This is a genomic window from Okibacterium endophyticum, from assembly GCF_054780075.1.
On the sequence record NZ_BAAGXA010000002.1, the window covers coordinates 80,280 to 106,227 of the forward strand.

Annotated in this window: 31 protein-coding genes; 12 read left to right on the top strand and 19 right to left on the bottom strand. The window is 67.6% G+C overall.

Going from position 1 to position 25,948, the window contains the following annotated elements:
• Positions 1 to 12: 12 nt before the first annotated feature.
• Together ACYVF5_RS00665 and purU are read left to right on the top strand one after the other, a co-directional pair.
• Positions 13 to 894: a dioxygenase family protein gene (locus tag ACYVF5_RS00665; protein ID WP_460942271.1), complete on the top strand. Its 882-nt coding sequence runs from the start codon at positions 13 to 15 to the stop codon at positions 892 to 894.
• 46 nt (positions 895 to 940) lie between these two features.
• Positions 941 to 1,843 (top strand): formyltetrahydrofolate deformylase, encoded by a 903-nt coding sequence (gene purU, locus ACYVF5_RS00670; protein ID WP_460942273.1) that lies wholly within the window; start codon positions 941 to 943, stop codon positions 1,841 to 1,843.
• A gap of 42 nt (positions 1,844 to 1,885) precedes the next feature.
• On the opposite strand, the gene ACYVF5_RS00675 is transcribed toward purU, so the two are convergent.
• Complete coding sequence (locus ACYVF5_RS00675) at positions 1,886 to 2,560, bottom strand: GntR family transcriptional regulator (protein WP_460942275.1); 675 nt, start codon at positions 2,558 to 2,560, stop codon at positions 1,886 to 1,888.
• A gap of 126 nt (positions 2,561 to 2,686) precedes the next feature.
• On the opposite strand from ACYVF5_RS00675, the gene ACYVF5_RS00680 reads away from it, so the two are divergent.
• Complete coding sequence (locus ACYVF5_RS00680) at positions 2,687 to 3,349, top strand: GntR family transcriptional regulator (RefSeq protein ID WP_460942928.1); 663 nt, start codon at positions 2,687 to 2,689, stop codon at positions 3,347 to 3,349.
• Here the strand turns inward: ACYVF5_RS00680 and ACYVF5_RS00685 are convergent.
• From ACYVF5_RS00685 to ACYVF5_RS00710, 6 genes are read right to left on the bottom strand one after another with little or no spacing between them, the layout of a single operon-like run.
• On the bottom strand, positions 3,343 to 3,729 hold the full coding sequence (locus tag ACYVF5_RS00685) for a cupin domain-containing protein (protein ID WP_460942277.1): 387 nt from the start codon (positions 3,727 to 3,729) through the stop codon (positions 3,343 to 3,345). The two genes, ACYVF5_RS00680 and ACYVF5_RS00685, sit on opposite strands and share 7 nt — an antisense overlap.
• Positions 3,726 to 4,643: an NAD(P)-dependent oxidoreductase gene (locus tag ACYVF5_RS00690; RefSeq protein ID WP_460942279.1), complete on the bottom strand. Its 918-nt coding sequence runs from the start codon at positions 4,641 to 4,643 to the stop codon at positions 3,726 to 3,728. Before ACYVF5_RS00690 ends, ACYVF5_RS00685 begins: the two co-directional genes overlap by 4 nt.
• Entirely contained in the window at positions 4,640 to 5,494 is an 855-nt protein-coding gene (locus ACYVF5_RS00695) for an SDR family NAD(P)-dependent oxidoreductase (RefSeq protein ID WP_460942281.1), read from the bottom strand. Before ACYVF5_RS00695 ends, ACYVF5_RS00690 begins: the two co-directional genes overlap by 4 nt.
• Positions 5,491 to 6,294 carry an ABC transporter ATP-binding protein gene (locus ACYVF5_RS00700; protein ID WP_460942283.1) on the bottom strand — a complete coding sequence of 268 codons (804 nt, stop codon included), beginning with the start codon at positions 6,292 to 6,294 and terminating at the stop codon, positions 5,491 to 5,493. Before ACYVF5_RS00700 ends, ACYVF5_RS00695 begins: the two co-directional genes overlap by 4 nt.
• A 1-nt stretch (position 6,295) precedes the next feature.
• Entirely contained in the window at positions 6,296 to 7,117 is an 822-nt protein-coding gene (locus tag ACYVF5_RS00705; protein WP_460942285.1) for an ABC transporter permease, read from the bottom strand.
• A complete protein-coding gene (locus ACYVF5_RS00710) occupies positions 7,114 to 7,902 on the bottom strand; it encodes an ABC transporter permease (protein WP_460942287.1) in 789 nt (262 codons plus the stop codon). The genes ACYVF5_RS00705 and ACYVF5_RS00710 overlap by 4 nt, the downstream gene beginning before the upstream one ends.
• Before the next feature lie 126 nt (positions 7,903 to 8,028).
• On the opposite strand from ACYVF5_RS00710, the gene ACYVF5_RS00715 reads away from it, so the two are divergent.
• Positions 8,029 to 9,333 (top strand): hypothetical protein, encoded by a 1,305-nt coding sequence (locus tag ACYVF5_RS00715; RefSeq protein WP_460942289.1) that lies wholly within the window; start codon positions 8,029 to 8,031, stop codon positions 9,331 to 9,333.
• On the opposite strand, the gene ACYVF5_RS00720 is transcribed toward ACYVF5_RS00715, so the two are convergent.
• The 9 genes from ACYVF5_RS00720 to ACYVF5_RS00760 form a co-directional block, all read right to left on the bottom strand.
• Complete coding sequence (locus ACYVF5_RS00720; protein WP_460942290.1) at positions 9,318 to 9,623, bottom strand: Dabb family protein; 306 nt, start codon at positions 9,621 to 9,623, stop codon at positions 9,318 to 9,320. The two genes, ACYVF5_RS00715 and ACYVF5_RS00720, sit on opposite strands and share 16 nt — an antisense overlap.
• A complete protein-coding gene (locus ACYVF5_RS00725) occupies positions 9,620 to 10,684 on the bottom strand; it encodes a maleylacetate reductase (RefSeq protein WP_460942292.1) in 1,065 nt (354 codons plus the stop codon). The genes ACYVF5_RS00720 and ACYVF5_RS00725 overlap by 4 nt, the downstream gene beginning before the upstream one ends.
• Before the next feature lie 15 nt (positions 10,685 to 10,699).
• Positions 10,700 to 11,800, bottom strand: coding sequence for a zinc-binding dehydrogenase (locus ACYVF5_RS00730; protein WP_460942294.1), 1,101 nt, complete (start codon positions 11,798 to 11,800; stop codon positions 10,700 to 10,702).
• Positions 11,801 to 11,819: 19 nt separating this feature from the next.
• Positions 11,820 to 13,046, bottom strand: a complete 1,227-nt coding sequence (locus tag ACYVF5_RS00735) for an acyl-CoA dehydrogenase family protein (RefSeq protein ID WP_460942296.1) — start codon at positions 13,044 to 13,046, stop codon at positions 11,820 to 11,822.
• 65 nt (positions 13,047 to 13,111) lie between these two features.
• Entirely contained in the window at positions 13,112 to 13,867 is a 756-nt protein-coding gene (locus ACYVF5_RS00740; protein ID WP_460942298.1) for a carboxymuconolactone decarboxylase family protein, read from the bottom strand.
• Positions 13,864 to 14,730, bottom strand: coding sequence for an NAD(P)-dependent oxidoreductase (locus ACYVF5_RS00745; protein WP_460942300.1), 867 nt, complete (start codon positions 14,728 to 14,730; stop codon positions 13,864 to 13,866). The genes ACYVF5_RS00740 and ACYVF5_RS00745 overlap by 4 nt, the downstream gene beginning before the upstream one ends.
• A complete protein-coding gene (locus ACYVF5_RS00750) occupies positions 14,727 to 15,548 on the bottom strand; it encodes an N-acyl homoserine lactonase family protein (RefSeq protein WP_460942302.1) in 822 nt (273 codons plus the stop codon). Before ACYVF5_RS00750 ends, ACYVF5_RS00745 begins: the two co-directional genes overlap by 4 nt.
• Positions 15,545 to 16,690: a flavin reductase gene (locus tag ACYVF5_RS00755; RefSeq protein WP_460942304.1), complete on the bottom strand. Its 1,146-nt coding sequence runs from the start codon at positions 16,688 to 16,690 to the stop codon at positions 15,545 to 15,547. Before ACYVF5_RS00755 ends, ACYVF5_RS00750 begins: the two co-directional genes overlap by 4 nt.
• 83 nt (positions 16,691 to 16,773) lie before the next feature.
• A complete protein-coding gene (locus ACYVF5_RS00760; protein WP_460942306.1) occupies positions 16,774 to 18,069 on the bottom strand; it encodes a hypothetical protein in 1,296 nt (431 codons plus the stop codon).
• Positions 18,070 to 18,291: 222 nt separating this feature from the next.
• Between ACYVF5_RS00760 and ACYVF5_RS00765 the strand changes: the two genes are divergently transcribed.
• Entirely contained in the window at positions 18,292 to 19,524 is a 1,233-nt protein-coding gene (locus ACYVF5_RS00765) for an acyl-CoA dehydrogenase family protein (protein WP_460942308.1), read from the top strand.
• 40 nt (positions 19,525 to 19,564) lie between these two features.
• The gene (locus tag ACYVF5_RS00770) at positions 19,565 to 19,969 is read left to right on the top strand and encodes a carboxymuconolactone decarboxylase family protein (RefSeq protein WP_460942310.1); all 405 of its coding nucleotides are present in this window, start codon (positions 19,565 to 19,567) and stop codon (positions 19,967 to 19,969) included.
• Positions 19,970 to 20,006: 37 nt separating this feature from the next.
• On the opposite strand, the gene ACYVF5_RS00775 is transcribed toward ACYVF5_RS00770, so the two are convergent.
• Positions 20,007 to 20,807, bottom strand: coding sequence for a siderophore-interacting protein (locus ACYVF5_RS00775; RefSeq protein WP_460942312.1), 801 nt, complete (start codon positions 20,805 to 20,807; stop codon positions 20,007 to 20,009).
• Between the two features lie 117 nt (positions 20,808 to 20,924).
• On the opposite strand from ACYVF5_RS00775, the gene ACYVF5_RS00780 reads away from it, so the two are divergent.
• Positions 20,925 to 21,338 carry an NUDIX hydrolase gene (locus ACYVF5_RS00780; RefSeq protein WP_460942314.1) on the top strand — a complete coding sequence of 138 codons (414 nt, stop codon included), beginning with the start codon at positions 20,925 to 20,927 and terminating at the stop codon, positions 21,336 to 21,338.
• Positions 21,339 to 21,417: 79 nt separating this feature from the next.
• Here the strand turns inward: ACYVF5_RS00780 and ACYVF5_RS00785 are convergent, their stop codons facing one another.
• A complete protein-coding gene (locus ACYVF5_RS00785; RefSeq protein WP_460942316.1) occupies positions 21,418 to 21,912 on the bottom strand; it encodes a DNA helicase in 495 nt (164 codons plus the stop codon).
• Positions 21,913 to 22,017: 105 nt separating this feature from the next.
• Here ACYVF5_RS00785 and ACYVF5_RS00790 point away from each other — a divergent pair, with 105 nt between their 5' ends.
• Both ACYVF5_RS00790 and ACYVF5_RS00795 read left to right on the top strand, forming a co-directional pair.
• Complete coding sequence (locus ACYVF5_RS00790) at positions 22,018 to 22,560, top strand: peptidylprolyl isomerase (RefSeq protein WP_460942318.1); 543 nt, start codon at positions 22,018 to 22,020, stop codon at positions 22,558 to 22,560.
• 52 nt (positions 22,561 to 22,612) lie between these two features.
• A complete protein-coding gene (locus ACYVF5_RS00795) occupies positions 22,613 to 23,479 on the top strand; it encodes a rhomboid family intramembrane serine protease (protein WP_460942320.1) in 867 nt (288 codons plus the stop codon).
• Between the two features lie 268 nt (positions 23,480 to 23,747).
• Here the strand turns inward: ACYVF5_RS00795 and ACYVF5_RS00800 are convergent, their stop codons facing one another.
• Entirely contained in the window at positions 23,748 to 23,993 is a 246-nt protein-coding gene (locus ACYVF5_RS00800) for a cell division protein CrgA (RefSeq protein ID WP_460942322.1), read from the bottom strand.
• Between the two features lie 76 nt (positions 23,994 to 24,069).
• On the opposite strand from ACYVF5_RS00800, the gene ACYVF5_RS00805 reads away from it, so the two are divergent.
• From ACYVF5_RS00805 to ACYVF5_RS00815, 3 genes are read left to right on the top strand one after another with little or no spacing between them, the layout of a single operon-like run.
• Entirely contained in the window at positions 24,070 to 25,005 is a 936-nt protein-coding gene (locus tag ACYVF5_RS00805; RefSeq protein WP_460942324.1) for a class E sortase, read from the top strand.
• Entirely contained in the window at positions 25,005 to 25,163 is a 159-nt protein-coding gene (locus ACYVF5_RS00810) for a hypothetical protein (protein ID WP_460942326.1), read from the top strand. Before ACYVF5_RS00805 ends, ACYVF5_RS00810 begins: the two co-directional genes overlap by 1 nt.
• Before the next feature lie 2 nt (positions 25,164 to 25,165).
• Positions 25,166 to 25,801 (top strand): anthranilate synthase component II, encoded by a 636-nt coding sequence (locus ACYVF5_RS00815; RefSeq protein ID WP_460942328.1) that lies wholly within the window; start codon positions 25,166 to 25,168, stop codon positions 25,799 to 25,801.
• The last annotated feature ends 147 nt before the right edge of the window (positions 25,802 to 25,948 follow it).

Here is a 25,948-nt window from a genome sequence, read left to right on the forward strand (position 1 = left end):
AGGAGCCGGAAGGTGAACGAGAACGACGCCATCGCGCAATCGGCCCGAGAGGCCCTTCTCACCGAGGAGGTCGTGCGCAGTTTCGCGGGGGCACCAGATGAGCGCTATCGGCTGGTCATGGGCAGTCTCGTCCGCCATCTGCACGCCTTCATCCGCGACGTGCGCCTCACACAGAACGAGTGGGACCTCGCGATCGAGTTCCTCACGCGTGCCGGCCACATCACGGACGACCATCGGCAGGAGTTCATCCTGCTCTCGGATGTGCTCGGGGCCTCCATGCTGACCGTCGGCGTCAACGCGCCGCTCGTCTCCACCGCCACCGAGTCGACGGTGTTCGGTCCGTTCTTCGTACAGGATGCGCCGCTCATCCGTAACGGCGACGACATCGGCGGGCCTATGGCGGGACGACCCTGCTACCTGCGGGGGTCCGTGCGCAGCACGGACGGCACCCCGATCCCCGATGCCCGCGTCGAGGTCTGGGCCGCAGACGAGGCCGGCTTCTACGACGTGCAGTACGAGGGCGCCGAGCTCGCCGGTCGAGCCCACCTGTTCACGGATGCTGACGGGCTGTACGACTTCTGGACCGTGCAGCCCGCCGCGTATCCGATTCCGCACGACGGACCGGTGGGCGATCTGCTCGCGGCGGCGCGACGCTCCGTGATGCGGCCAGCGCACGTTCATTTCATGGTGGTGGCCGATGGATTCTCGACGCTGATCACCCACATCTTCGTGGCCGGGGACGAGTGGCTCGCAAGCGACGCCGTGTTCGGGGTCAAAGAGAGTCTCATCACCGAGTTCACCGTTCATTCCGCGGGCGACGCCCCCCGAGGGCGCACGCTCGACTCCGAGTGGAGCGAGGCCGTGTTCGACATCGTCCTCGCGCCCCAGCCCTGACCGCCCGCACCAGAGCCCTGACCGCCCCGAACCAGAAGGAACCCGTATGCACACCGCCGTCACCCCTCGCCCCGCAGCCGACCGGGCGCCCGATTCGCTGGAGGACATCGGCCGCCTGCTGATCTCGTGCGAGGATCGCCCAGGAATCGTCGCCGCCGTCGCCGCCACGCTGACCGATCTCGGCGCGAACATCGTCAGTCTCGATCAGTACACCACCGACCACCGGGGAGGCGCCTTCTTTCAGCGCACGGTCTTCCACCTGGCCCATCTCAGCGCCCGCATGCCAGAGCTCGAGGCCGCGATGGGTCGCCTCGAGACGGAGTTCGGGCTGACCTGGCGACTGTCGGTGGCGGCCAAGCCGAAGCGCGTCGCGATCATGGTCTCGAAGACGGATCACTGCCTTATGGATCTGCTCTGGCGCCAACGCCGGGGCGAGCTGCCGATCACGATCTCGATGGTCGTCTCCAACCACCCGGATCTCGCCGAGGAGGTGCGGCCGTTCGGCATCCCGTTCCTGCACGTGCCGGTCGCACCGGACGACAAGGTCGCCGCCGAACGACGGCATCTCGAGCTGCTCCGCGGCAACGTGGACCTGGTCGTGCTCGCCCGCTACATGCAGATCATCTCCGAGGACTTCCTCGACGAGATCGGCGTCCCGGTCATCAACATCCACCACTCCTTCCTTCCCGCGTTCATCGGTGCGGGGCCGTATCAGAAGGCGAAGGAGCGGGGCGTCAAGCTGATCGGCGCGACAGCGCACTACGTGACCAAGGAACTCGACGAGGGCCCGATCATCGAGCAGGACGTGGTGCGCGTGTCGCACTCCGACTCCGCCCGCGACCTCATGCGCCGCGGTGCCGACGTGGAGCGTGCAGTGCTCTCGCGGGCGGTGGCCTGGCACTGCGACGACCGTGTGGCGGTGCTGGGCAACACCACTGTCGTCTTCTGACGTCACGGCCCGGCGCGGCAGCTCGGGCCGCGAGGGGCCAGCTCAGCCCGCGAGGGCGATGGCCGCCGCGTTCTCGACGTGCTGCCGGCTCAGCCGCGCGGCGGCGGCGGAGTCCCGCGCCAGGATGGCGTCGTGGATCGCGGTCATCTCGGCCATCATGGCGGGGATGCGGCCGGGAGTGCGCAACGTCACGCCACGCAGTCGGCTGACTCTGGCATGCACAGTTGTGAGCATCGCGCCGACGACCTCGTTGTCCGCACCGTCGACGACGACGGCGATGAACTCGTCCTTCGCGTCGAGAAGAGCCATGATCGCGTTGTCCTCGGCGGCGGCGCGCACGTGGCCGAGCGCGACGCTGAGCCGCGTCAGCAGGTCTGCGGGGGCGCGCTCGGCGCAGTCGCGGGCGGCGAGTGACTCCAGTGCGGCGCGCACCTCGTAGAGACTGCGCGCCTCGACCGGTGTGGGTGCGTGCACGATCGGTCCCACGTTCGGGATCATCTCGATCAGGTGTTCCGACTCGAGCTGCCGCAGTGCCTCTCGTATGACCGTGCGGCTGACCCCCAGCTCCTCGCAGAGCGAGCGTTCGATGAGCCGGGATCCCGGCTCGAATCGTCCGCTGACCACCCCGTCGCGGATCGCCGTGACGACGTGCTGTCGCAGCGGCGCAGCGGTCCGCTCGATCACGCTGACGGGAGAATCGACGGGGCCGATGACCACCTGTCACCTCTGTTCGTGAGAATAGGTTAGGACGATAATACAATATGTTCGTCGAGCGATTCGCTGGGTACGTCCGTACCACCGGAAGCCGCGTCGGCTGCGTGCGAGGAGAGAGTTGCGGTGAGCATGACCACACCAGGGACGGCGAACATCCGACGCCTGGCCGCTCCGCTGCGCCAGCAGGTCGTCGATGAGATACGCAGAGCGATCGTAGAGGGCGCGTACCCGCCTGGCAGCCGCCTGATCGAGCGCGTTCTCTGCGAGCAGATGCAGGTCAGCCGCACCGTCATACGCGAGGCACTGCGGCAGCTCGAGGCGGAGCGGCTGATCGAGATGGTGCCCAACATCGGATCGGTGGTGCGCACCCCCACAACGGCTGAAGTGCGGAGCCTCTATGAGGTGCGCGCCGCACTGGAGTCGCTCGCGGCATCCGACTGCGCTCTGCGAGCCGACGACGCCACGATCGCGCGGTTGCGCGCCGCGCTTGACGCCGTGCCGCCCGCAGGAGCGCCCGTGCGCGAGCGGCTGCTGGCGCAGGACGCCTTCACCGAGATCCTCGTCGAGGGCTCGGAGAACGTCGTCGTCGGCGACATGCTGTCGTCCATCCACTCCCGCGTCAGCCGGATCCGTGCGCTCACTTTAGGCGCGGGTGGCAGAGAGCGGCTGAAACCGGGCCTCACCCGCATCTATGAGGCGGTTGCGGCCCGTGACCCCGGGGAGGCGGAACGGGTGACTCTCGAGTACGTCGCCGAGGCCGCGGAGGTGGCGCTCGGCGTCGTCGCTCAGTGATCCGGGCCGCGGTACTCGTCCGCTCTCAGCTCCTCGAACCACTCCGTCGCGCCGAGTGACGTCGCGGTGTGCGTCATCATGCTGCCGGGGGTGGCGCCGTGCCAGTGCGTCTCACCCGGCGGCACCCACACCGTGTCGCCCGCGCGGAGCACGACTGTCTGCTCACCCCGGGAGCAGACCCAGCCCTCTCCGGCGATCACCTGGAGCAACTGCCCTCGCTCATGCGAATGCCAGAAGGTGTGGGCTCCAGGGGTGAAGCACACGGTGTTGACGACGACGCCGTCGGTCGAGGGCAGAACCGGGTCGGCCCACACGGTCCCCGTGAAGGTGGGTCCGCGCTCCTCGGTCAACGCTTCGCCGCGCCCGCGCACGACCTTCATCGTGTTCCCTCCGCGTCAGACAGCCGGATTCCGCCGGATACGTCGCCGAACGCATCCACGACCCTGTTGCTGATCTGCTCGCCGTACCCGAGGGCGCTGGCCAGGCCGAAGCTCGCCAGCGGACCCGAGGCGTTCAGGCTCGAGACGCCCTTCGCGGCGAGATAGCGGATGTAGAGCACGATGTCCTTTGTCATAAGCCGCGTCGAGAGCCCGCCCTCGAGGTAGTCGCCCTTCACGATCGACGGGAAGCGCTTCTGCGTGGCGAAGTTCACACCGCTGCTCACGTTGAGCACATCGAGGAAGGTCCCGAGGTCGAGGCCCGCCTTCTTCGCGGCGACCATGACCTCCGCGGTCGCCGAGAGGCTGATGGCGTTGAGAAAGTTGTTGAGCAGCTTGGCGACGTGTCCCGAGCCGATCGCGCCCATGTGGAACACATTGCTGCTGATGGCCTGGAGCAGCCACCGCAGGTCGGCGAGCACCGCCTCGTCGCCGCCCACCATGAGGGTGAGCGTGCCGGCCTCAGCCGCCGCCGCCCCGCCCGAGATGCCGGCGTCGAGGTAGGCGGCGCCCCGTGAGCGCAGGGCGGCCTCGAGGCGCACCGTCGACTCCGGGTCGCTTGTGCTGAGATCCACGAACACGTCGCCGGGCGCGGCCGATGCGAGGATGCCGTCGGCCGCGTGCATCACGGACTCGACCACCGACGAATCGGGCAGCGACAGCAGCACGACGTCGCTTTGCGCGACCACATCGGCGACACTGCCGGCCGCCGTCGCACCCGCCGCCTGCGCACGGCCGTCGACCGGGTCGTAGCCGAGCACGGGGATGCCGGAGCGCACGATCGCGGCCGTCATCCGTCCCCCCATGTTTCCGAGTCCGATGAAGCCGACGCGGCTCATCGGCGCCCGTGCGCTCATCGGTCTCGCTCCCGCCGTGCCGTTTCGCGGATGCCCGCGTCGAGTGCCGACGGATCCCACGCGCCAGCCCCGCCGGCCGGACGCACGGTGCTGACCTGCGCCGACCCACCATCGACAGAGAGCACCTCGCCGGTGATATAGGTCGCGTCGTCGCTGAGCAGGAAGGCGACGGCCGCCGCCACCTCGGCAGGTTCTCCGGTGCGTCGCATGGGTACCGTCGTGCCGCGTTGCAGCATGTCGTCGCCACCGCCCGAATCGCCGGAGTTCGCCCGGAACAGCCCCGTCGGAACGAGGCCGGGGGCGACACCGTTGACCCGGATGCCGAGTGGTCCGCCGTACATGGCGGCCGCCCCCACGAGACCGTGGACGCCGTGCTTCGAGGCCTGGTAGGCGATGATGTCGTGGCTCGATCGCAGCCCCGAGATGCTGCCCGTGACCACGATCGCGCCCCCGGAGTCCTGCCGGGCGAACTGGCGGAACGCCTCGCGCAGGCCGATGAACGTGCCGACCAGGTTCACCCCGATGACCTTCTCGAAGTCGGCCGTGCTCGTCTCGGGCAGCGGTGCGAAGCTGCCCACGATGCCGGCATTGAGGTGGTGCAGGTCGACCCGCCCGTATGCCGAGACTGCCGCCTCGAGATACCTCGTCGCTCCCTCGTCTGTGGAGATGTCGGCGGCGACCGCGACGGCGGGCCCCGTCAGTCCCGCGGCCGTGCGTTCCGCGGCGGCGCCGTCGATGTCGACGACAACGACCTTTGCGCCTCGGCTGGACAGTTCGGCGGCGGAGGCCGCGCCGAGGCCGCTGCCGGCCCCGGTCACCACGGCGACCTTCCCCTCGACGGATGCGGTCATGCGGTCCTCATTTCTGTGACGGTGTCTGGTGTGCCCCCGCGGATCAGCCGCGCGACACGACCGCGCAGGTGAACGAAGAGATCTGTCTCCTTCGTGGAGATCTGGTCGCGAGGGTCGGGAAGGGGGACCGCCAGGTCCTCCACGAGTCGTGCGGGAGCGCTCGAGAGGACGAGCACACGATCGGCGAGGTACACGCTCTCGTCGATGTCGTGGGTGACGAAGACGATCGTGACGCCGTAGTCGCGTCTGATGCGCAGCACCAGATCCTCGAGGTCGGAGCGCGTCTGTGCGTCGAGGGAGGCGAAGGGCTCGTCCATGAGCAGCAGACGCGGGCGGTAGGCGAGTGCTCTGGCGATGGCGACGCGCTGCTGCATCCCGCCGGACAGCTGCGAGGGCAGCCGGCGGCCGAAGTCGGCGAGTCCGACAGCGTTCAGCGCCTCGGTCACGCGCCGCCGGCGCTCGGCCACGTCTCCGTGCGCCGTGGTCAGCGGGAAGGCGACGTTCTTCTCGACCGTGAGCCAGGGCAGCAGCGACCTGCCATAGTCCTGGAAGACCATCGCCATGCCGTCCGGCACGCCGATCACGGGAGCGCCGTCGAGCTCGATCGATCCTTCGGTCGACGGCATCAGGCCGGACAGGATGCGCAGCAGGGTCGTTTTGCCCGCCCCGGACGGTCCGACGATCGACACGAGCTCACCGGCGGCGATCGTGAAGTCCAGGCGCTCGATCGCGACGTGTTCGGCGGGGCCCGTGCCGTAGACGTGCCGAACGGCGCGCACGGCCAGCATGGCGTCTGTCATCTCATTCTCCTCGTCCGCGAGCGATGCGGTGCCAGCCCAGCACCCGGTTCTCGATCAGTTCCAGCAGCGTGTTCAGCAGCAGTCCGAGCACACCGAGCACCAGCATCCACGACCACATGTCGAGCAGCTGGAAGCGACGCTGCGCCTGCACCAGCTGAAAGCCGATGCCGTCGGTGGCGAGCAGGAACTCGGAGACCACGGCCAGCAGCAGCGACGCCGTGAGTGCGATGCGCAGCCCGGCGAAGATCTTCGGCGACGCCGCCGGAAGGACGATGCCGAACAGCCGCTTCGCGCCGTGCACCTTGAACGACGCTCCCACCTGCAACAGCATCGGCGGGATCGTCGACACACCGGATGCTGTGTTCACCACCACGAACCACGAGACGCCCCAGGCGATGAACGCCACGCGCATCGCGTTGTCGCCGCCGAGCAGGATGATGAACAGCGGCAGCGAGGCGGTGGCCGGGACGGAGCGCAGGAACTCGACGATTGGCGTGGTGAGCTCGCTCACCGGCCGCCACAGTCCCATGGCCACACCGATCAGGACGCCGCCGGCGGACCCGATCGCGAACCCCGCGAGCAGCCGGCCCACACTGCCGCCGATGTCTGCGGCGATCGGCGACCCGTTGGCCGCCTCGCCCGTGGTGATCATCTCGAGCAGGTTCAGCCCGATGTCAAGCGGGGCGGGGAAGAACGGCGAGCGGACCGTGACGGTCACGAGCTGCCAGATCGCCACCAGCACCGCCAGCAGCCCGAACCCGTAGGCGAGCCGAGACGCCCACCGTCCGTTGCGCGACACCGAAGAGGGCCACAAGGCGCTCATCGCGCCGCCTCCGCATCGTCCCAGGCGAAGAACCGCCGTCCGATGGCGCCGAGCACGAGATTCACGGCGAGCCCGAGAAGCCCGCAGACGAGGGTGCCGGCGAAGACCAGGCTCGGGTCGCTGGCCGTCGCGCGCTCCCTCGCGATGAACGCGCCCAGGCCGTCGGCGCCGCCGGCGATCAGCTCGACCGTGATGACCACGATCAGCGCGATCGAGGACGCGATGCGCACGCCGGTCATGATGAAGGGCGCGGCCGAGGGGATGACTATGCGCCGGATGATCGCCGCGCGGCCGAGCCCGAAGGTGCGGCCCATCTGCACCGCTCCCGGTTCCACGTCGTGCACGCCGGCGATGGTGTTGAACAGGATCGGCCACACGGCGGCGAACACCACGATCACGACCTTCGTCTGCAGACCCGCGCCGAACACGAGGAGGGCGAGCGGCACCAGGGCGACCGGCGGTATCGGCCGGATCAGCTCGATGACCGTGCGCGAGGCCCGGTACGTCGGCCGGGAGAGCCCGAGGAGCACGCCGAGGGGGATGGCCACGCCGGCGGCGATGAGCATGCCCAGCGCGTAGGAGCCGAGCGTGGAGCCGAGGTCGGCGAGGAACACGGGGTCGCCGAACGCGTGCACCGTCGCGACGAGCACGCTCGAGAACGGGGGGAGGAACCGCTCGTCGACGATGCCCGCCCGGCTGACGACCTCGATGGTGAGCAGCAGCACGGCCACACCGGCGACTCCCAGGGCGGGGCCGCGCCATCGGGCGAAGGCCAGCGTCGTCATCGTCGTATCCGTCTCGTCGTCGAGTGTTGTCTGACAATCATACGATATCCTGATGCCACCGGAAGTCACCGCAGGTGCCTCATGGGCCTGTGGCCGGTGCCGACCGTGATCGAGGAGGATCCCACGATGACCGCATCCCAGGTCGAATCCCTGCGCCGCAACACCCCCGGCTACCACCCCGGTTGGGGCGCCAGGGAGTACACCGACTGGCGCGACGAGCAGATGTCGTGGAAGAACACCTGCTACGTCGGGGACTGGTCCTTCCTCTGGGACATCGCTTTCGAGGGGCCGGACGTGCTGCGGCTGTTCTCCGACCTCTCGATCAACGGCTTCGACGACTTCGCGATCGGTCGGGCCAAACACGTTGTGCAGTGCTCGCCCGAGGGCAAGGTCATCGGCGACGGCATCCTGATGCGCCTCGGCGAGACCTCGTTCCGAGCGCAGGGCATCCCGGCGCTGCACAGCGCCTGGACCGCGTCGAAGGGCGGCTACGACCTGGAGTGGACGCCGATCGACACCTTCCAGCTGCAGGTCTCTGGGCCGACCGCGCTCGCGGTCTGCCAGGCCGTGACGGGAGAGAGCCTCGTCGGCACGAGGTTCATGCACTTCGCCCCGACCAGGATCGCCGACGTTCCTGTCTTCGCCCTGCGGCAGGGGATGGCGGGTGAGATCGGCTTCGAGTTCCACGGCCCCGGCGAGCACCGCGAGGCCGTCATCGCCGCCATCCTCGAGGCCGGGGAGAGCCACGGCATCCGTCGGCTCGGCTCCCGCACCGTGATGATCAACCACCTCGAGGCCGCGTTCCCCACGGGAGGGTGGCACTACCTCAAGGACTCCTACAGCGAGTCGATCGCCGACAGCGGTGCATGGCTGCGGGAGCGCTTCGACCTGTTCGGGCTTGTGCCCGCCATCCGCGGCAGCTTCGAGAGCGACGACGTGTCTGACTATCTCGAGGGCCCCGTCGCACTCGGGTGGGGCAGAAGCATCCGGCTCGACCACGACTTCGTGGGTCGCGAGGCGGTCGAGCGGGAGCTGGCCGACCCGCAGCGCGTGCGCGTCACGCTCGAGTTCGACCCCGAGGACGTCGTCGACGTCTACGCCTCGATGTTCCGCGACGAGCAACCGTACGCGGGCATCGATATCCCGCACAACGAGCGCTGGATCATGCACGCCGACGCGGTGCTCGCCGACGGCGACGCGGTGATCGGGATCTCGGGCACTCCCGGATACAGCCTCTCCTTCCGGAGGGTGCTCACCCTGGCGTTCGTGCACCCGTCGTACGCCGAGCCGGGGACGCGGCTGCGAGTGCGGTGGGGTGACCCAGGGTCTCGTCAGAAGGACATCGGCGTGACCGTGCGGCCGGCGCCATACAAGACAGACAACCGCCGCGCCGACCTGCCGGCCGCCGCGGCGGCTCAGGCCGCGCGCTGAACGGAGAGCCAGGTCTCGAGCAGGGGCTCGAAGCAGTCCGCCACGAGCGCCCGGTGGGCGGGGTCGGCCAGGTAGGCGGCGAAGGCGTGCTCGTCGGCGAAGCGCACCTCGAGCGAGAACTCGCTGACGCTGCGCCCCTCGGGGCGCAGGCCGAGGTCGACCCCGATGACCGCGGGCCCCTCTGCGTGCGGCGGGTTCGCTCCGAACGACCGGAGGGCGGCGACGAAGGCCCCTCGGGCGTCGTCGTCGACGGGGCGCCGCAGACGGCAGATGACGGTGTGGACGATCACGAGCGCTCCCCCGCCCCGGCCGCGGCAGACAGGATGTCCGCGATCGCATCAGCCGACACCGGCCGCGGGTTGGGAATGGGCAGCTTCGCCGAGACGACGGCGATCGCCTCCGGCAGCTGTTCGGCGCGCAGGCCCACCGATACCAGATCGGCGGGGGAGCCCAGCTCCGCGGCGAGGGCGCGAAGACCCGCGACGGCGTCCTCCGCGCCGAAGGCCTCGGCCAGGGCACGGCTCTCGGCCGCATCCAGCGCGGGGGCGTTGAACGCGAGCACGTGGGGGAGCACAACGGCGTGGGTCTGCGCGTGCGGCAGGTCGAAGGCGCCGCCGAGGGCATGGCAGATCTTGTGGTGCAGACCCGACCCGGCGACGGCGAACGACGATCCCGCGAGGTACGCGCCGTAGAGGAGGCTGTCGTAGTCGCTGTCGGCGGGGTTCGCGCCGTGGACGCCGCGCATCCCCTCGGCGAGGGCCCGGATGCCGGCGGCCGCGTGCAGACTGGTCACGGGGTTCGCGCCAGGTCCCCAGAACGCCTCGACGCAGTGCGCAAGCGCGTTGAAGCCGGAGGCGATGGCCAGCTCGAGAGGCAGCGTGCGGGTGAGGTCGGCGTCATAGACGACGACAGTCGGCAGCACCCGGCGATCGATCCCGGTCTCCTTCCGGGCGTCGGTGGTCAGGCCCCACACCGGCGTCATCTCCGATCCGGCATAGGTTGTGGGAACCGCGACGATGGGCAGCCCCGTCGTGAGGGCGACGATCTTCGCGGTGCCCGTGGTCGATCCGCCGCCGATCGACAGCAGGCCGTCGGCCCCGACCTCCGCGGCCTGCGCGCGCGCCGCCTCCGCGACGGCGACGGGGACGTGCGGATGCACGTTGTGGAAGACGCCGGCGATGCGCCCGGCCACCTGCACGGTGAGGCGCTCGGCCAGCTCGCGCTCCGCCTCGCTCGCGATGAGGAGCACCCGCTCAAGGCCGAGCGCGTCGAGCTCGGCGGCGAGGTGGCCGGCGGCCTTGCCCGCGCCGAAGCGCACGCGTCCGGGCAGTGCGGTGTAGATGAATTCCATGGCTTCTCCGAACGGTCAGCGGGACGGGATGATGATGCCGCAGACGTCGCTGTGAGAACCCGAGTTGGCCATCGCCTCGTTGATCTCGGCCAGGCCGTAGGTGCGCGTGATGATGGGCGAGGGGTCGAGCTTGCCCTCCTCGATGAGCCGGGCGTACCGCGGGATGTCGCGGCTCATGCGGACGTTGCCGTTCTGGCAGCCCAGGATGCGGCGGCCTTCCGGGGCGATGCGGATCTGATTCAGCTCCACCGTGGTGCCCAGCTCCGTGACGCCGGTGAGCACGATCGTGCCGGCGCGCCGGGAGAGCTGGATGGTCGATTCCTGGGCCGCGGCCGGTCCGGCGGTCTCGATCACGTGATCGGCGCCGCGGCCGCCCGTGAGGCGCTTGACCTCTGAGACGACGTCGTCCGACCCCGGGTCGATCACGTGATCGGCGCCGAGGCGTCCGGCGAGCTCGCGCCGCCCGGCGATCGGCTCGATCACGATCAGCGGCGCAGCCCCCGCCAGGCGCGCGCCCTGGACGGCCCAGAGGCCGAGCTGCCCGGCGCCGACGACCACAACGCTCTCGTGCTGCTGCACCTGGGCGACGTTGAACACCGCGCCCAGACCCGTTGTGACGCCGCAGCCGAACATCGAGAGCACCTCGTCGGACAGGTCGGTCTCGAGCGGCCAGACCTGGTTCTGCGACACGTTCATCAGCTCGGCGTAACCGGCGACGTTGCCGCAGCCCTCGATGGGGATGCCGTCGTCGCCCACCGCCACCTTGTAGTAGCCGTCGCTGAGGTCGAACAGCTCAGAGCACTGGTCGGGGCGCCCGATGCCGCAGTAGAAGCAGCGTCCGCACTCGGGGGTGCCGGGGACGACGACCCGCTGGCCCACCGAGAACCGCGTGACGCCGGCGCCGACGGCCTCGACGATCCCCATCGAGGAATGCCCGAGGATGCTCGGCGGGTTCTTGCCGAGCTTGCCCCCGACGCTCAGGATGTCGGTGACGCAGAACGGCGAGGCGCCGGTTCGGATGAGCATCCGATTGTCGGCGGGATCGACGAACTCGACCTCCGCCACGTGGAAGGGTGTGTTGTAGGCGCGGAGTACGGCGGCGCGGGCTCGGGGCATGGTGCAGTCCTTTCCGGGGTCAGAAGACCAGCGGCTCACCGAAGTGGTGAGCGGCAGAGGTGGCGGACAGCACGTCGAACTGCGCCGCGATGTGGGTGCGATACATGGCGGCGTCGCGATAGTACTTCTGCATACGCGATCCCTTCTTGGCGGATGCGGTTCCCGCGGTCGCGAAGGCGATGTCGATGGCCTGGGTGGCCAGCTGCGCCGCCTCGAGGATGATCGCCCGCAGCCGCACGTCGTCCAGGGTGCGCAGCGGGCGTCCGTTGTCGCGCCACTGCTCGCCCAGCCGACGGTGCTCACGCAGGGCGCCGAGCAGAGCGGTCTCTGCGGCGTCGGTCTTGGCCTGGATCTGACCGAACCAGCGCTGCACGTCGCGCGACTCGATGCGCGGTCCGCGCGGCGGGTAGCTGGTGTTCTTGCTGCGGACGAGGCTCTCGTACTCGTCGAGCGCGGCGTAGGCGGCGCCGATCTGGGTCGCCACGAGCTCCGCGTTGAAGTAGGTGAGGGTGCGGGCGAGGAAGAGGGGGTCGCCGTGCAGCCGGTAGCCAGGAGTGCCGGGGGCGCCAGCCTCGACGTCTGGGTCGCGGTAGGCGAAGGGCACCACGTGGTGATCGGGCACAACGGCGCCGTCGATGCGGATCGAGTTCGAGCCGGACGCGCGCATGCCGAGTGTGCGATCGCCGCCCCAGTCGTCCAAGATCTCGAACTGCGCACGCGGCACGACGGCGAGGTGCGGGGTGAGCTCGGTGCCGCCGGGCTGCGCCGGGGCGAGGATGCCGACGATCACGTGACTGGAATACGTGGAGCCAGAGCAGTAGTCCCACGTGCCGGTGACGCGATACCCGTCTGCCAGCCTCTCGGCGGGTGACGCGGGAGCCTGCCGCATCGGGGCGATGAAGGGCTCGTCGGCTCCGAGCAGCTCCGCCTGTGCTTGCTCGGAGAACAGCGACGCGAAGTGGAAGGTGTGGCCCGCCCCGAGGATGAAGTTCCAGCCCGCGCCCGGGTCGCCTCGCGAGACCTCGATGCCCACCCGGAAGAAGGTCTCGAGGTCGTAGCCGTAGCCTCCGTACCTGGTGGGGGTGAGGATGTCGTAGAAGCCGGCGTCCACAAACGACTGCTGCATCTCGGGGGAGTGCGATCCGCGTTCCTCTGCCGCTTCCTGATCGTCGCGCAGTCGAGTGCGCAGCGCTGCCGCGCGTTCGACCAGCTGATCCGGAGTGGGGATCGTGGCGCTATGTGTCATGAGAGCTTCTTCGCTATCTGCCGGGGTCGGGATTGTATGACAATCATACGATGGAGACGGGATCGTCACAATCCGCGAGCACGACCCTCTTCGGCCAGGATCGGTGCGCCGACCGTGACCGCGTGGATGCCGAGAACACTCGCCAGCTCCATCACGGCCAGGATCTCGTCGGCGGTGGCGCCGTAGCCGAGTGCGTTCGCGATGTGCAGGCGCAGCCCGCTCTCATAGAGATGGGTGGCGGCGGTGTCGAAGGCGATGTAGACGAGCTCCTTGACTTTGGGAGAGAGCACACCGCTCTTCCACGGCACCGACGAGAAGTCCGTGTAGGCGTCGAACACCTCAGGATCGAGTTCGAGCATCTCGTTCCAGAAGGCGTGCCAGTAGCCGCGGTTGGCTGTGAACTCCTCTTTGAGCCGCTCCTGGTTCTCGGTGAGCGCGGCGGGGGCGTCCCGCATCCCCAGCTCGCGGAGCACGTCGACGAGGATCGGCACCCCGATGTTCATGGCGTGGATGCCGAGGGTCGCACAGAGTTCGAGCACCTCCATCACCTCGGCCATCGTGGCGCCGGCGTCGAGAGCGGCGCGCATGTGCGAGCGGATGCCCGGAACGTGCAGATGGGTCGCGTTGGCGTTCACGGCCAGGCTGATGAGTTCCTGCGTGACGGGATCGAGATGACCCTTGCGGGCGGCCACCGTCGAGAACCGGCGGTAGGCGTCCAGGAATCCCGGATCGAGGTCGAGGATCGCCTGCCAGGTGTCGTTCCAGCTTCCGCGGTCTGCCATCCATGCGGCCTTGATCGCCTCGCGGTGGTCGTCTGTCATGTGCTGTCTTGTCCTTGCTCCGCCATCCAGCGGGCGATCTCGGTGTGGTCGGCATCCGGGGGCAGGGCATCGGCGGCCGCGCTCCACAGCTCCACGGCGCGGTCGGCCAACGGTGTGTCGGCGCCGAGACCGGCGGCGAGCCCGGTGGCGATCCGCATGTCCTTCAGCATGAGCGACAGGGCGAACCCCGAGTCGTAGCTCCCCGGCAGGATGAAGTTCGGCCACTTGTTCTCGGTCGAGCCGCTGCGGCCGCTCGAGGAGTTGATCGCCTCGAGCATAACGGCGGGGTCGAGGCCGAAGCGCTGGGCCGCGAGGATCGCCTCGCTGGCCGAGGCGAGGTGCGTGGCCGAGAGCAGGTTGTTGAACGCCTTCACGGCATGGCCGGCGCCCACGGCGCCGACGCGCCGCACCGACCCGAGGGTCTCGATCACCTCGGTCGCCCGCGCGACGCTCGCCTCGTCGCCGCCGGCCATGATCGTCAGCGTGCCCTTCTCGGCGCCGGACACCCCGCCAGACACCGGGGCGTCGACGAGGCCGATCCCGATTCGCTCCAGCGCTGCGGCGAGCTCTCGGGTGGCCAGCGGCTCGGAGGAGCTCATGTCGATCACGAGCGACCCGGGCGAGAGGGCCTCGGTGAGCCCGCCCGTCATAACCGAGGCGACGACAGACGAGTTCGGCAGCATCAGGATGACCAGTTCCGCGGCGGCGTCCGCGGCGTTCACGACGGTGCGTCCCCCCGCCGACTCCAGCGCGGCGCGGGCGGCGGGCGCCGGGTCCGCCCCGACGACCTCGTGCCCGGCCCGCACGAGGCGTTGCGCCATCGGGGCGCCCATCCGCCCCAGGCCGACGAATCCGATTCTCACGCGGGCGCTCCGATCGTTGCCGCCAGGCCGGCCAGTGGTCCGTCTGTGACGGGGGTGAAGCGTTCGAGGGCGCGGGGGTCATGCCCAGGCACGAGATGACGGGCGCCGGCGGCGATCATACGGCGTATCTCGTCGAACCCCGCGTACATGGCGGGCAGGTCGGCGACGAAGCGGAACGGCAGGTCGTCGTCGTACTCCTCGAAGTAGTGCACGGCGTCGGAGGCCAGCAGCGCGACGCCGTCGGCGGTGTCGACGCGGGTGAGGGTCTGGCCGGGCGTGTGGCCGCCCAGCTCGACGAGGCGGATGCCGGGGGCGACCTCGGCGGTGCCCTCGTACAGGCGCATGCGTCCTTCATCGTGCACGCGTGACAGATACGCGATCTCCTCGTCCTCCGCCGAGTAGCGGAACTGCGCTCGCGCTCCCATCGGACCGGTCCAGAACTCGAACTCCTTGCGAGAGATGTGCACGGTGGCGTTCGGGAACAGCCGCAGGTTGCCGATGTGGTCGTAGTGCGCGTGGCTGACGATGAGGTCGAGCGGCGCGTCGGTGTCGATGCCGAGTGCGGCGTAGGCCTCCGGAACGGTGATCAGCGTCGTGCGGGCGCGGGCGGCGCCGCCAGCGGGGGAGAAGCCCGTGTCGAGCAGGACGGTGCGGTGGTCGTTGCGGATCACCCAGAAGTAGTAGTCCATGCCGATCGGGGCGTCGGGGCGTTGATAGATGTCGTAGTTGAGATACACGTCGCTCTGTGTCGCCTCGCGGGTGCCGTACTTCACGATCACGACCTCGTACGTCGCCTCGTCAGGCGATGCTGTCGTCATAAGCCCTCATCCGGTGGGGTCGCGGCCTGCAGCTGCAGTGCGCGCATCTCGCGTGGGCGGGTGGCGTGGCGGCGCAGGGCGGCCAGCACGGCGGCCAGATCGCCGCGCTCGTAACCCTCCACGATCTCGCGATGATCGTCGAGGACGTCGCGTGTTGTGTACGTGTCTCCGCTGATGGTGCGGTGCTCGAGCGACCGCATTCCCAGTCGGCGGTACGCCTCGACAGCTGCGCGCGATCCGGCGAGCTCGACCATGTACTCGTGAAAGGCGTCGTTCGCGTCGACGTAGCTCGCGGGGTCGTCGAACCTGTCGCTCTGCACACGGTCGAGTGTGGCCTCCATACGCCTCCGCAGCTCGTGCAGCCGATCGTCGTCCACCTGCCCGACGGTGAGCTCGGCGACGCCGATCTCGAGCGTCAGCTTCGCGGTGTAGTGGTCGAACAGCACCGAATCCGGAACGGGCAGCATAACGAACAGCGATCCCTCGCGTCGCAGCAGCGACTCGCTCGCGAGTGTGCGCAATGCGTGCTGCACGAGCCCCTGCTCGATCCGCAGATGGGCAGAGAGCGCCACCGGGTCGATCGTGATCTCGTCGTCGAGCGAGAGAGACATCAGGTGCTCGCGCACGGCGCGCAGAGCCGCCGCGTCTGGGTCAGACTCGAGGCGGCCGAAGGTGCCGCGGAAGTACGTCAGGGGCCGGCCGGGCGACGCCGTGGCGGTGACCACGTGGGCGATGAAGATGCGGTGAGTGGCGGCGTCCACGATGTCTGAGACGCGGCAGGCCAGATGGGCGAGTGCTCCCTCGAGGAGCGGCACGTCGTCCACGCCGCGCCGGATGTCGACACCTGTGTATTTGTCTGGCGCCTTGACCGCGAACCGGCCGGCGAGCCCGACCTGGTCCTCGGCGAGCACGTTGACCGCGAAGACCTGGGCCTTCTCGATGGCACCGGCACCGGCCGAGTCCCGACGGAGGCAGACCATCAGCATGGGGGGCTCATTGGCGACGGAGCTGACGGCGCTCGCGGTGGTGCCGAAATCGACGCCGTCGACGCGGGTGGTGATGACCGTCACGCCGCTCGCGAAGTGAGCCATCGCCTCCTGGAACTGAGTCGGCGTGAGCGCCGACGCGTCCTCGCTTGGCATGAATCCTCCTCGATTGTCTGACAATCATATGGCAAGAGGATGGCTCGCCGCGCCGGGCGCGGCGAGCCATCGGGAACGGGCGACTAGGCCGAGACCGCAGCCGGCACCGCGGCGAGGTCGTCGCGCCGGTGGTCGGGTTTGTATGGCGCCGGTCGCACGGTCGCGCGGATCAGCTTCTGCCTCGTGCCGGGGTTGCCCCACAGCACCTTCACCTCGGTGCCCGGCTCGGCGTATTCGGGCAGCAGGTAGCTCAGGGTGAGAACCTTGCGGTACAGCAGACTGTACCCGGGCGTTGTGGAGACCCCGACGTATTCGCCGGCGTCGTTCTGCACCTCGTCGAACCAGGTGAACCAGCGTTCCTGTGTGGGGATGTCGAGAAAGTCGATCACCTCGCCGTCGCGAAAGTACGAGGAGTAGATGTCGATCACGTCGTCGCTGTTGAACTCCAGGGTCACGCGAGTGCGCTTCGGGTTGTCGCGCTCCGCCTCGAGCGCCGCCTTGCCGGTGAACTCGTGGTTGAAGTCGATCATCCGCCCCCAGCCCAGCTCGATCGGTGACGTGAGGTACTCGTTGATGTCGTCGTGCTGGAAGCTGCCGCGCAACGATGCCCCGAGTCCGAACGTGTCGAAGCGCGTCGAGAAGTACTCGAGCAGGCCGTCCATGCCCGCCCAGTCGGCCATGTAGTGCCAGCCGCCGGTCGGGAACGCCGCCTCGAGGTGGTTGATCATGGCGGTGCGGCGGCCCAGCTGGCGGATGCCGTGCTCGGCCCCGGCCTCGAGCACAGTGTTCCACACGTGGTCGTGTTCGGCCATCGGGCCGTGCAGTTCGAAACCGACCTCGCCCGCCATCCCCTGGCGTAGCAGACGGACGGTGACGCCACCGATGGTCACCTCACGCGAGCGGATGAACTTGATGTCGCGCACGTTCTCGTCGGCTGCCTTCTCGATGATCGCCAGTGCGTTCGGGCCCGAGACCTGGAAGATGAAGGTCTCCTCGAGATGCCACTTGACGTCGTATTTGCCGCTGTCGGCGAGGAATGCGACGACGAAAGCGGTGGTCGACTGGGTGGAGAACGACTGCTCGCCGAGGCGGATGACGATGCCTTCGGCGATGACCTTGCCGAGCTCCGAGCACTGGATGAGGTGTTTGGCCTGACCGATCTCGAACCGGTCGAAGTTGTTGATGCCCGAGTCCTTGAGCAGCTGGAGCGCGTCTGGCCCCTCGAAGTGAACGTCCCACAGGAACGACCAGTCGCCGATGTAGCTCGTCGTCTTCCACGACATCTGCTCGTCGCGCCAGTCGGTGAATTCGCGCTTGTTCCATCCGGGATGCTCCGGATTGGTCAGCGACCGGAAATAGTCGATCATCGGGTTGGTCATCGCGGGTCCTCGATTCCTCGTTGAATGATAGGAGCGATGGCCACGCTAAGCCCCGGCGGGGCCGAGGCGCACCGGTAAAAATACGTGTCCTGCGGCAGGTGTGCGGTGACGTGGAATTACGCTGGTCGCCGCGGCGGCCGACGTGGAGTCTGGTTCTCAGACATCCCACGACGTCGTGGCCGCACGGTCCGGCGCTGCGTGGCATCCATGAAGGAGTCCGCGATGACCGCCCCGAGCCCCACCGTGACGACGGCTGCTGCGCCGGCAGCCCTCGAGCCGCACGAGGCCATCGCCTCGGCGCAGCGTCTGCGTCCGACGCTGATCGAAGAGGCGCCTGCCACCGAGGAGCGGCGTTTCCACTCAGAGGGGCTGCACCTCGCCTTCGTCGAGAACGGTTATTACAACCTGATGCGACCGAAGCGCTACGGGGGATACGAGTTCTCGGCCGCCGACTTCATGCGGGTGATGCGTGAGATCGCGCGCGGCGACATGGCGACGGCGTGGTGCCTCGCGCTCGCCTCCGGCCACAACCTCCAGGTGGGATCATGGTTCGGCGAGAGCGTGCAAAACGAGGTGTTCCGGCCAGACAGCCATTTCGCGGCCCCGTTCACCAGTGCTCCCTCTGGCACGCTGGAGCGCGTGGAGGGCGGTTTCATCCATAGCGGGCTCCACGCGTACGCCTCTGGAGTGCCGTACTCGACCCATTTCATGGCAGCCGCCCGCCACACAGACACGTCCGGCCCGCCGTCGACCTTCCTCGTTCCGCGATCGGCCATCACGATCGTCGACGACTGGGGCCGGACTCTCGGGCTCAAGGGCAGCGGGTCGCACTCGGTGCGCATCGAGAACGTGTTCATCCCGTCCGAGTACGTGCTCGAGGGCAACGTGATCCCACAGATGCAGGTCGTCCTCGACGGGGCGCCGGGGGTGACGCTGCACGGCAACCCGATGTACTACGGGCGGATGATGGGCTTCTTCGGCCTGGAGCTGTCGAATGCCATGGTCGGGGCCGTTCGTGGGGCACTGGACGAGTACGAGGCGTTGATGCCTGCGAAGCGGATCTCCATTCCGCCCTTCAACGTGCGATCCGAAGATCCCTCCTATCTGCGGTGGTTCGGCGAGACGGAGGTCCAGCTGCTGGCCGCCGAGGCGATCCTGGACCGCGCAGCGGACATGATCGAATCGCATTGCGAGCGCGCGGTGCGGGAGGGGCCGCAGGCCTACGAGCTCAAAGACGATTTCCTCATCCACGTTCTGGCCCGTGAAGGACTCGTTGTGGCGTGGAACGCGTTGCTCAAGATCGTCGGCACGGCCGGCTCGAGCGCCGCGGTCAACGGGAGCCGGCTGGAGCGGATCTACCGGGACGCCTCGATGGCCTGGGGCCATTTCAATACCATCAGCGGCAACTGGTCGGCGGAAGGCTACGCGCGAGGTGTGTTCGGCACGCAGGACTGAGGCTGTATGATCGTCATACAGGTACGGAAGGCGGTTCATCATGGCAACATCTCCGGGCGAGGCTTTCGAACGCGGGCTCACGATCCGCAAAGAGGTGCTCGGCGACGAGCACGTGGAGCGTTCGCTCGCCAACGTGACGGACTTCTCCCGCCCGGTGCAGGAGTTCGTGACCGAGCATGTGTGGGGCGCCGTCTGGTCACGTGACGGCCTCGCGCGCCAGACCCGCAGCCTGCTCAATCTCGCCATGCTCACGGCCCTGAACCGCTCCCACGAGCTCGGTGTGCACGTGCGCGGTGCGCTGCGCAACGGCGTCACCGTCACCGAGATACAGGAGACCCTGCTGCAGGCCGCCGTGTATGTCGGAGCGCCAGCCGCTCTCGAGTCGTTCCGTGTGGCCGAGGGCGTGATCGCCGCCTACGCATCCGAGACGAGCAGCGACGGATGACACGGTCACCGCACCCATAACACCCACGTTCGTCGTCTCAGCTCGGCGCGGCGCGGCCGTGCCTCCAATAGCCGGAGAACGTGATGTTGCCCTTCTGCACACCCCTCTCGGTCACGAGGTGTCGCCTGGCTCCGGTGGCGACCGCGGATTCCCCGACCGCGAATGCATACACGTCTCCCGCGGGGAACGTCAGGTCGCCCAGTGCGGGCAGGACAGCGGATCCGGGGCGTGATCCCGCGTCTCGTTCCACCCAGTGCACGGTCATCCCCGGCGGCGGGTCGAGCGGTTGTCGGTCCCGAGGGTCGAACAGCTCGATGAGCGCATGCCCGGTGGCGTCTCGAGGCATGTCGCGCAGGATTCCCGCGACCGCGGGGAGACCGCTCTCGTCTGACACAAGAAGGTTCCAGTCCGCCCGGACCGCCTTCCACCCACGACCCTGGTCGACGAGGGCCGCCTCCGATCCCGATGCGACGGACGCCGCCCAGGGCCCGGCCACACCATCGTCGCCGTGGATGAAGAAGTCCACGTCGAGCTCTGCGGGATCGGGCCGGAAGTCTCGCACGGTGTAGTTGCGAATCACCGGTCGTGCCCCCTTCGGTATCGTCAGGTACTTGAGAAGACCCCCGGGGCCGAACCGGTCGGGAAGCCTGTCGAGCCGGTCGGAATCGTGCACGGGGATCGCGAGACGGAACCACTGGTCGAACCCCTTGAACTCGAACCGCTGAAGGTCGGCTCCTCCGAAGGTGACCCTCGTCATGTTCGGCGTCACCTGTTCTCGGCGGATGACGTTGACGTGAACGAGGCCGGACGGCGAGTGGGTGACAGTGATGTTGCTCATGATCCTCCGAGGTTCGTCTTAGGTTAGCCTAACCTGTTCTATGAGCACTCGCGCCCGCCCGCTCCGCGCATCGGCGCCCGCCGTCCTGATGTGCGCCTTCTGTCGTAGGGTCTTGACATGGATATTCGCGTCGCCGCATACGGGGTCGTCATCGCAGACGACCAGATCCTGCTCGCGCACTGGAATCAGGGCGGGCGGTCGGGATGGACGCTCCCGGGCGGCGGCATCGACCCGGGCGAAGATCCGGCGGATGCCGCCGTGCGCGAGATCTTCGAAGAGACCGGCTTCACCGCCGAGCTCGACGGGCTGCTCGGTGTCGACTCCTATGTCGTTCCCGCCGAGCACCGTATGAGCGGACCTGAGAACGGTCCGTTGCACGCCATCCGCATCGTCTACCGCGCCCGGGTGACAGGCGGAGACCTCACCTACGAACAGAACGGATCGACGGACTGGGCCGCATGGCATCCGCTCGCCGAGATACCCGCACTCGACCGCGTGAGCCTCGTCGACATCGCGCTCGGCTACCTCTAGCCGGCACGAATGAGCGAAGGGGCGCCCGCTCGGCGGACGCCCCTTCGTCTGTTCGTCGCCCCTGCGGGACGGATGCTGATCAGGTGTTGGGCAGCGGCGGCTCGTCTTCGGCCACCCACAACTCGTCGTCGGCCCTGAACGTCTGCCAGACGGCGTAAGCCACGCCGGCCGCAGCGAGCACACCCGCACCGATAGCGATGACGCCGCCGACGCCGATGCCCTTCTTCTCTGGCTCCGGCAGCTTTCCCCCGAGCCGGGCGATGGCCGCCTTCACACGCGCGTCTTTCGCGACGTCGCCGATCGACATGATGGTTCCGACGGCTCCGCCGATGGCGGGAACAATTGTTCTGTCGATGCCGCGCTTCGCCGTCGAGACGAGCGGGGCCACCCGCTGCTCATATGCGCTGGCGACCACCGGGGCGAGCTGTTCCCGCCCGTAGTTGCCCACCTGCCGCGATGCTTCGCGTGCCACGGCATTGGCGTGGTCAAGGATGTCTTGCTGGTGCTGCCACAGCTTGGCGGCATCACCCTTGAGCCGCTTGAGCTCTTTCTTTCGCTTACGTGACAGACTCACGGCTGACCTCCATTGATCGAGTATGAACGCGACAGGTTCCATCTTGCCACCGAATGGTCGGAATACCATCCGAGTGCCCAGTTCCCGTGTGCAAGAATTGAGTCCATGTCAATCCACACCGCTGTTGCCACCCTCCACACGAACTACGGCGATATCAAGGTCGACCTCTATGGCAACCACGCTCCCAAGACGGTCAAGAACTTCGTGGGGCTCGCGACGGGCGACATCGAGTGGGTGGATGAGACCACGGGTGAGAAGAAGCAGAACACCCCGCTCTATAGCGGAGTCATCTTTCACCGCATCATCCCCGGTTTTATGATTCAGGGTGGAGACCCCCTCGGCAACGGAACCGGTGGTCCCGGTTACGCCTTCGACGACGAGATCCACCCCGAGCTCACGTTCAACGAGCCATACATCCTCGCCATGGCGAACGCCGGCGTCCAGATGGGCAAGGGAACGAACGGCTCGCAGTTCTTCATCACGGCAGGACCGACCCCCTGGCTGCAGGGAAAGCACACGATCTTCGGCGCCGTCGCCGATGACGCCGGCCGCAAGGTCGTCGACAAGCTCTCCGGTGTGCCGACGGATGCCCGTGACCGGCCGATCGACGATGTTGTGATCGAGAAGATCACCGTCGAAGAGGTCTGATTCACAGAACGGTGATCGGAGAAGACGCGAGGTACCGATACGTGGTCACGCAATGAGTGCCTCGATCCCGGCCGCGAATCGCGACAACTTCTGTTATCGGCACCCTGACAGGCAGAGCTTTGTGCTCTGCCAGCGGTGCGGCAGAACGATCTGCGGCGAGTGCCAGACGCCTGCAGCCGTCGGGGTCGTCTGCCCCGAGTGCATGCGCGAGCAGCGCGCGGGCATGACGCCGGCGCAGCGCAGGGCATCGCGCGGCGGAGGAGCATCGGTCCAACGCCTTGTGCGCTCCGGTCGACCGGTCGTGACCTATACGCTGATCGGAATCACCGCCGTCGTCTATCTGCTTCAGTGGCTTGTGCCGTCTCTCACGTCGGGACTGCTGTACGCGGGTGTCTACTCGTACCCAGAGGCGTTCGAGCCGTGGCGTATGCTGACGTCGGTGTTCCTGCACTCGACGGGCCTGATCTTTCACGTGCTGCTCAACATGTACACCCTGTGGCTGTTCGGCCAGGCACTCGAGCCGCTGCTCGGCCGAGCGCGTTTTCTGACGCTCTATCTCGTCAGCGGGTTCGCCGGATCGCTCGGCGTGATGCTGTTGTCGAGCCCGCAGACCGCGGTGGTGGGTGCATCCGGTGCGATCTTCGGCCTGATGGGCGCGTTCCTGGTGATCCAGCGACGGCTCGGCGGAAACACCACGGGTCTTCTGGTGCTCGTCGGCATCAACCTCGTGATCGGGTTCGTGCCCGGTTTCAACATCGCCTGGCAGGCACACCTCGGCGGGATGATCGGCGGCGCGCTTGTGGGCCTGATCTTCTACGAGACCCGCAAGCGCGATCAGAGGGGGCTGCAGATCGGTCTGCTCGTCGCCCTGTGCGTGGTGTTCGTGCTGCTCAGCCTGCTGCGGTTCGTCGTCCGCTGACCCTGCGGGGTCCGCTGACCCTGCGGTCGGATGCCTGTCCGTCGCCTACGCATGAGGCGCTCATCCGTCACGAAGGCACCGAATACGACGTTATTCCCTGCTTAAGCGCCGGCTGAAGAGGCGAAAAGCGTCTGCACCACGCGGCGAAGCCTGCCGCAGCAAAGTTATCCACAGGTTATCCCCAGTCTGGGGACAATTACACCCGTGTAATTATCCACACTGTTACTAACCTGTGGAGGGATCGACGGCAGGCTTCAGACGCCGGTGATCAGCGCCAGCGGGTGGTCATCAAGAAGCCGATGAAGGCGATGCCGAAGCCCACAACGATGTTCCAGGATTCCAGAGAGGGAATCGGGAACTGGCCCTGACTGATGTAGAAGACGATGATCCAGAGCAGCCCGATCAGCATAAAGCCGAACATCACCGGCTTGAACCACACCGGGTTCGGTGCGTCTTCTCCGGTTCGCTGAGCGCGCTCGGTCGCCTGCGTGTTGGTGGTTTTCGTGCGTGCCATGCACACGATTGTATCCGGTCGCGCCCGGGGAAGTTCACAGGCTTTGTCACAAGCTGCCGCCGATAGACTAAGGCCCATGTCTTTGCCGCCCGAACTGACTCCGAACGGCGACGTGCCGACAGGCGAACAACCGCCGGTTCAGCACGCTTCGCGACGGGAGGCTCGCGAGTATGCGCGGAGGCGTGCCCAGGCACCGGCCGCTCGAGCCGCTTACACGGAGGACACGAAAGCAGGGGACCCGAAAGAGGACCCGAAGCAGCCTCAGGCAGAGGATCCGAGACAGCCGGGCAAGAAGCCGCACCCCAGGGTCACGGTTCTCGGCGTTGTCGGTGAACTTCTGCTCACGACGGGTGTGCTCGTGCTGCTCTTCTTGTTCTGGCAGCTCTGGCTGAACGACCTCGTTGTGCGCAATGAGCAGAATCAGGCTGCGGCAGACCTCGCAGAGGGGTGGACGCCGCCCGAGATCGAGAGTCCTCCAAAGGACTCGGAGCCCGTCGACTTCGGCGAACCCGTCATCATGGAGCAGCCCGCAGACGCTGAAGCATTCGGTGTGATGTACATCCCGCGGTTCGGGGAGGATTACCAGCAGACCATCGCTGGCGGAACATCCGCCAGCCGTGTGCTCAACACCATCGGGATGGGCCACTACAACGACACGCAGATGCCAGGGCAGGCCGGCAACTTCGCACTCGCCGGTCACCGGAACACACACGGTGCGCCGCTGAAGCAGGTCGCCGAGCTGCAGGTCGGCGACGCGATAGTCATCAAGACGCCAGAGGGCTGGTACACCTATCGCTTCCGCACACTCGAGTACGTGAAGCCGACATCCGTCGAGGTTCTCAACCCGGTCCCGCAGGCCGACGTCGTCGAGACGACAGACGCCCTGATCACCCTGACCAGCTGCAATCCGATGTTCTCGACGGCCGAGCGTATCATCGCGTACGGCGTCTTCGAATCGTGGCAGCCGTTGTCCGCCGGTGAGCCGCCGGCCCTGACAGAACTGGAGAGTTGATGTACGGTGCCCTCTGGCGCGCGCTGCCCGGACCGTTCTGGGTCCGTCTCATTATTATGCTTGTGCTGATCGCGGCGGTTCTCGTCGCGTTGTTCACCTGGGTCTTTCCCCTCGTCGAGACCCTTGTCTTCAGCCCAGACGTCACCGTTGAGGAGTGACCGTGACCCGTGTTCTTGTCATCGACAACTACGACAGCTTCGTCTATACGCTCAACGGCTACCTGCTTCAGCTCGGAGCTGAGACCGAGGTCGTGCGAAACGACGCTTTCGCAGCATCGGATGCCGCCAGCCGCCTCGACGGGTTCGACGCGGTCATGGTCTCGCCCGGGCCGGGCAAACCGGCTGACGCCGGTGTGTCGATTCCCGTTGTGAACGCCGCCCTGAAATCAGGTGTTCCGCTGTTGGGTGTGTGCCTGGGGCACCAGGCCATCGCCGAAGCCTTCGGGGCGACGGTCACGAACGCCGATGAGCTTATGCACGGCAAGACCTCGCTCATCACCCACGATGACAGTCCGTTCTATGAGGGAGTGCCGCAGCCGTTCACGGCGACGAGATATCACTCCCTCGCGGTGGTGGACGGCACGGTCCCGAGGGAGCTTGTGGTCACCAGTCGCACAGAGGGCGGTGTGATCATGGGTGTGAGGCACGAGTCGGCGCCGATCTATGGTGTGCAGTTCCACCCCGAGAGCGTTCTCACGGAGGGTGGTTACCGAATGCTCGGAAACTGGCTTGCCGTGAGCGGACTTCCGTCTGCGGCCGAGACGGCCAGAACGCTCACCCCGCTCGTCACCGGCTAGGCGCCCTGCTCGCTCACTCGTTTCGTGTGCTCCCGCTCGCCGACGCCACGCCATACGGCTTCCCACGCGCCACACCTTTTGTGACGCGCGCCCCTATCTCGGAGCGCGCATCACAAAAGGTGTAGCGCGTGGGCGTTCCGCAGCACG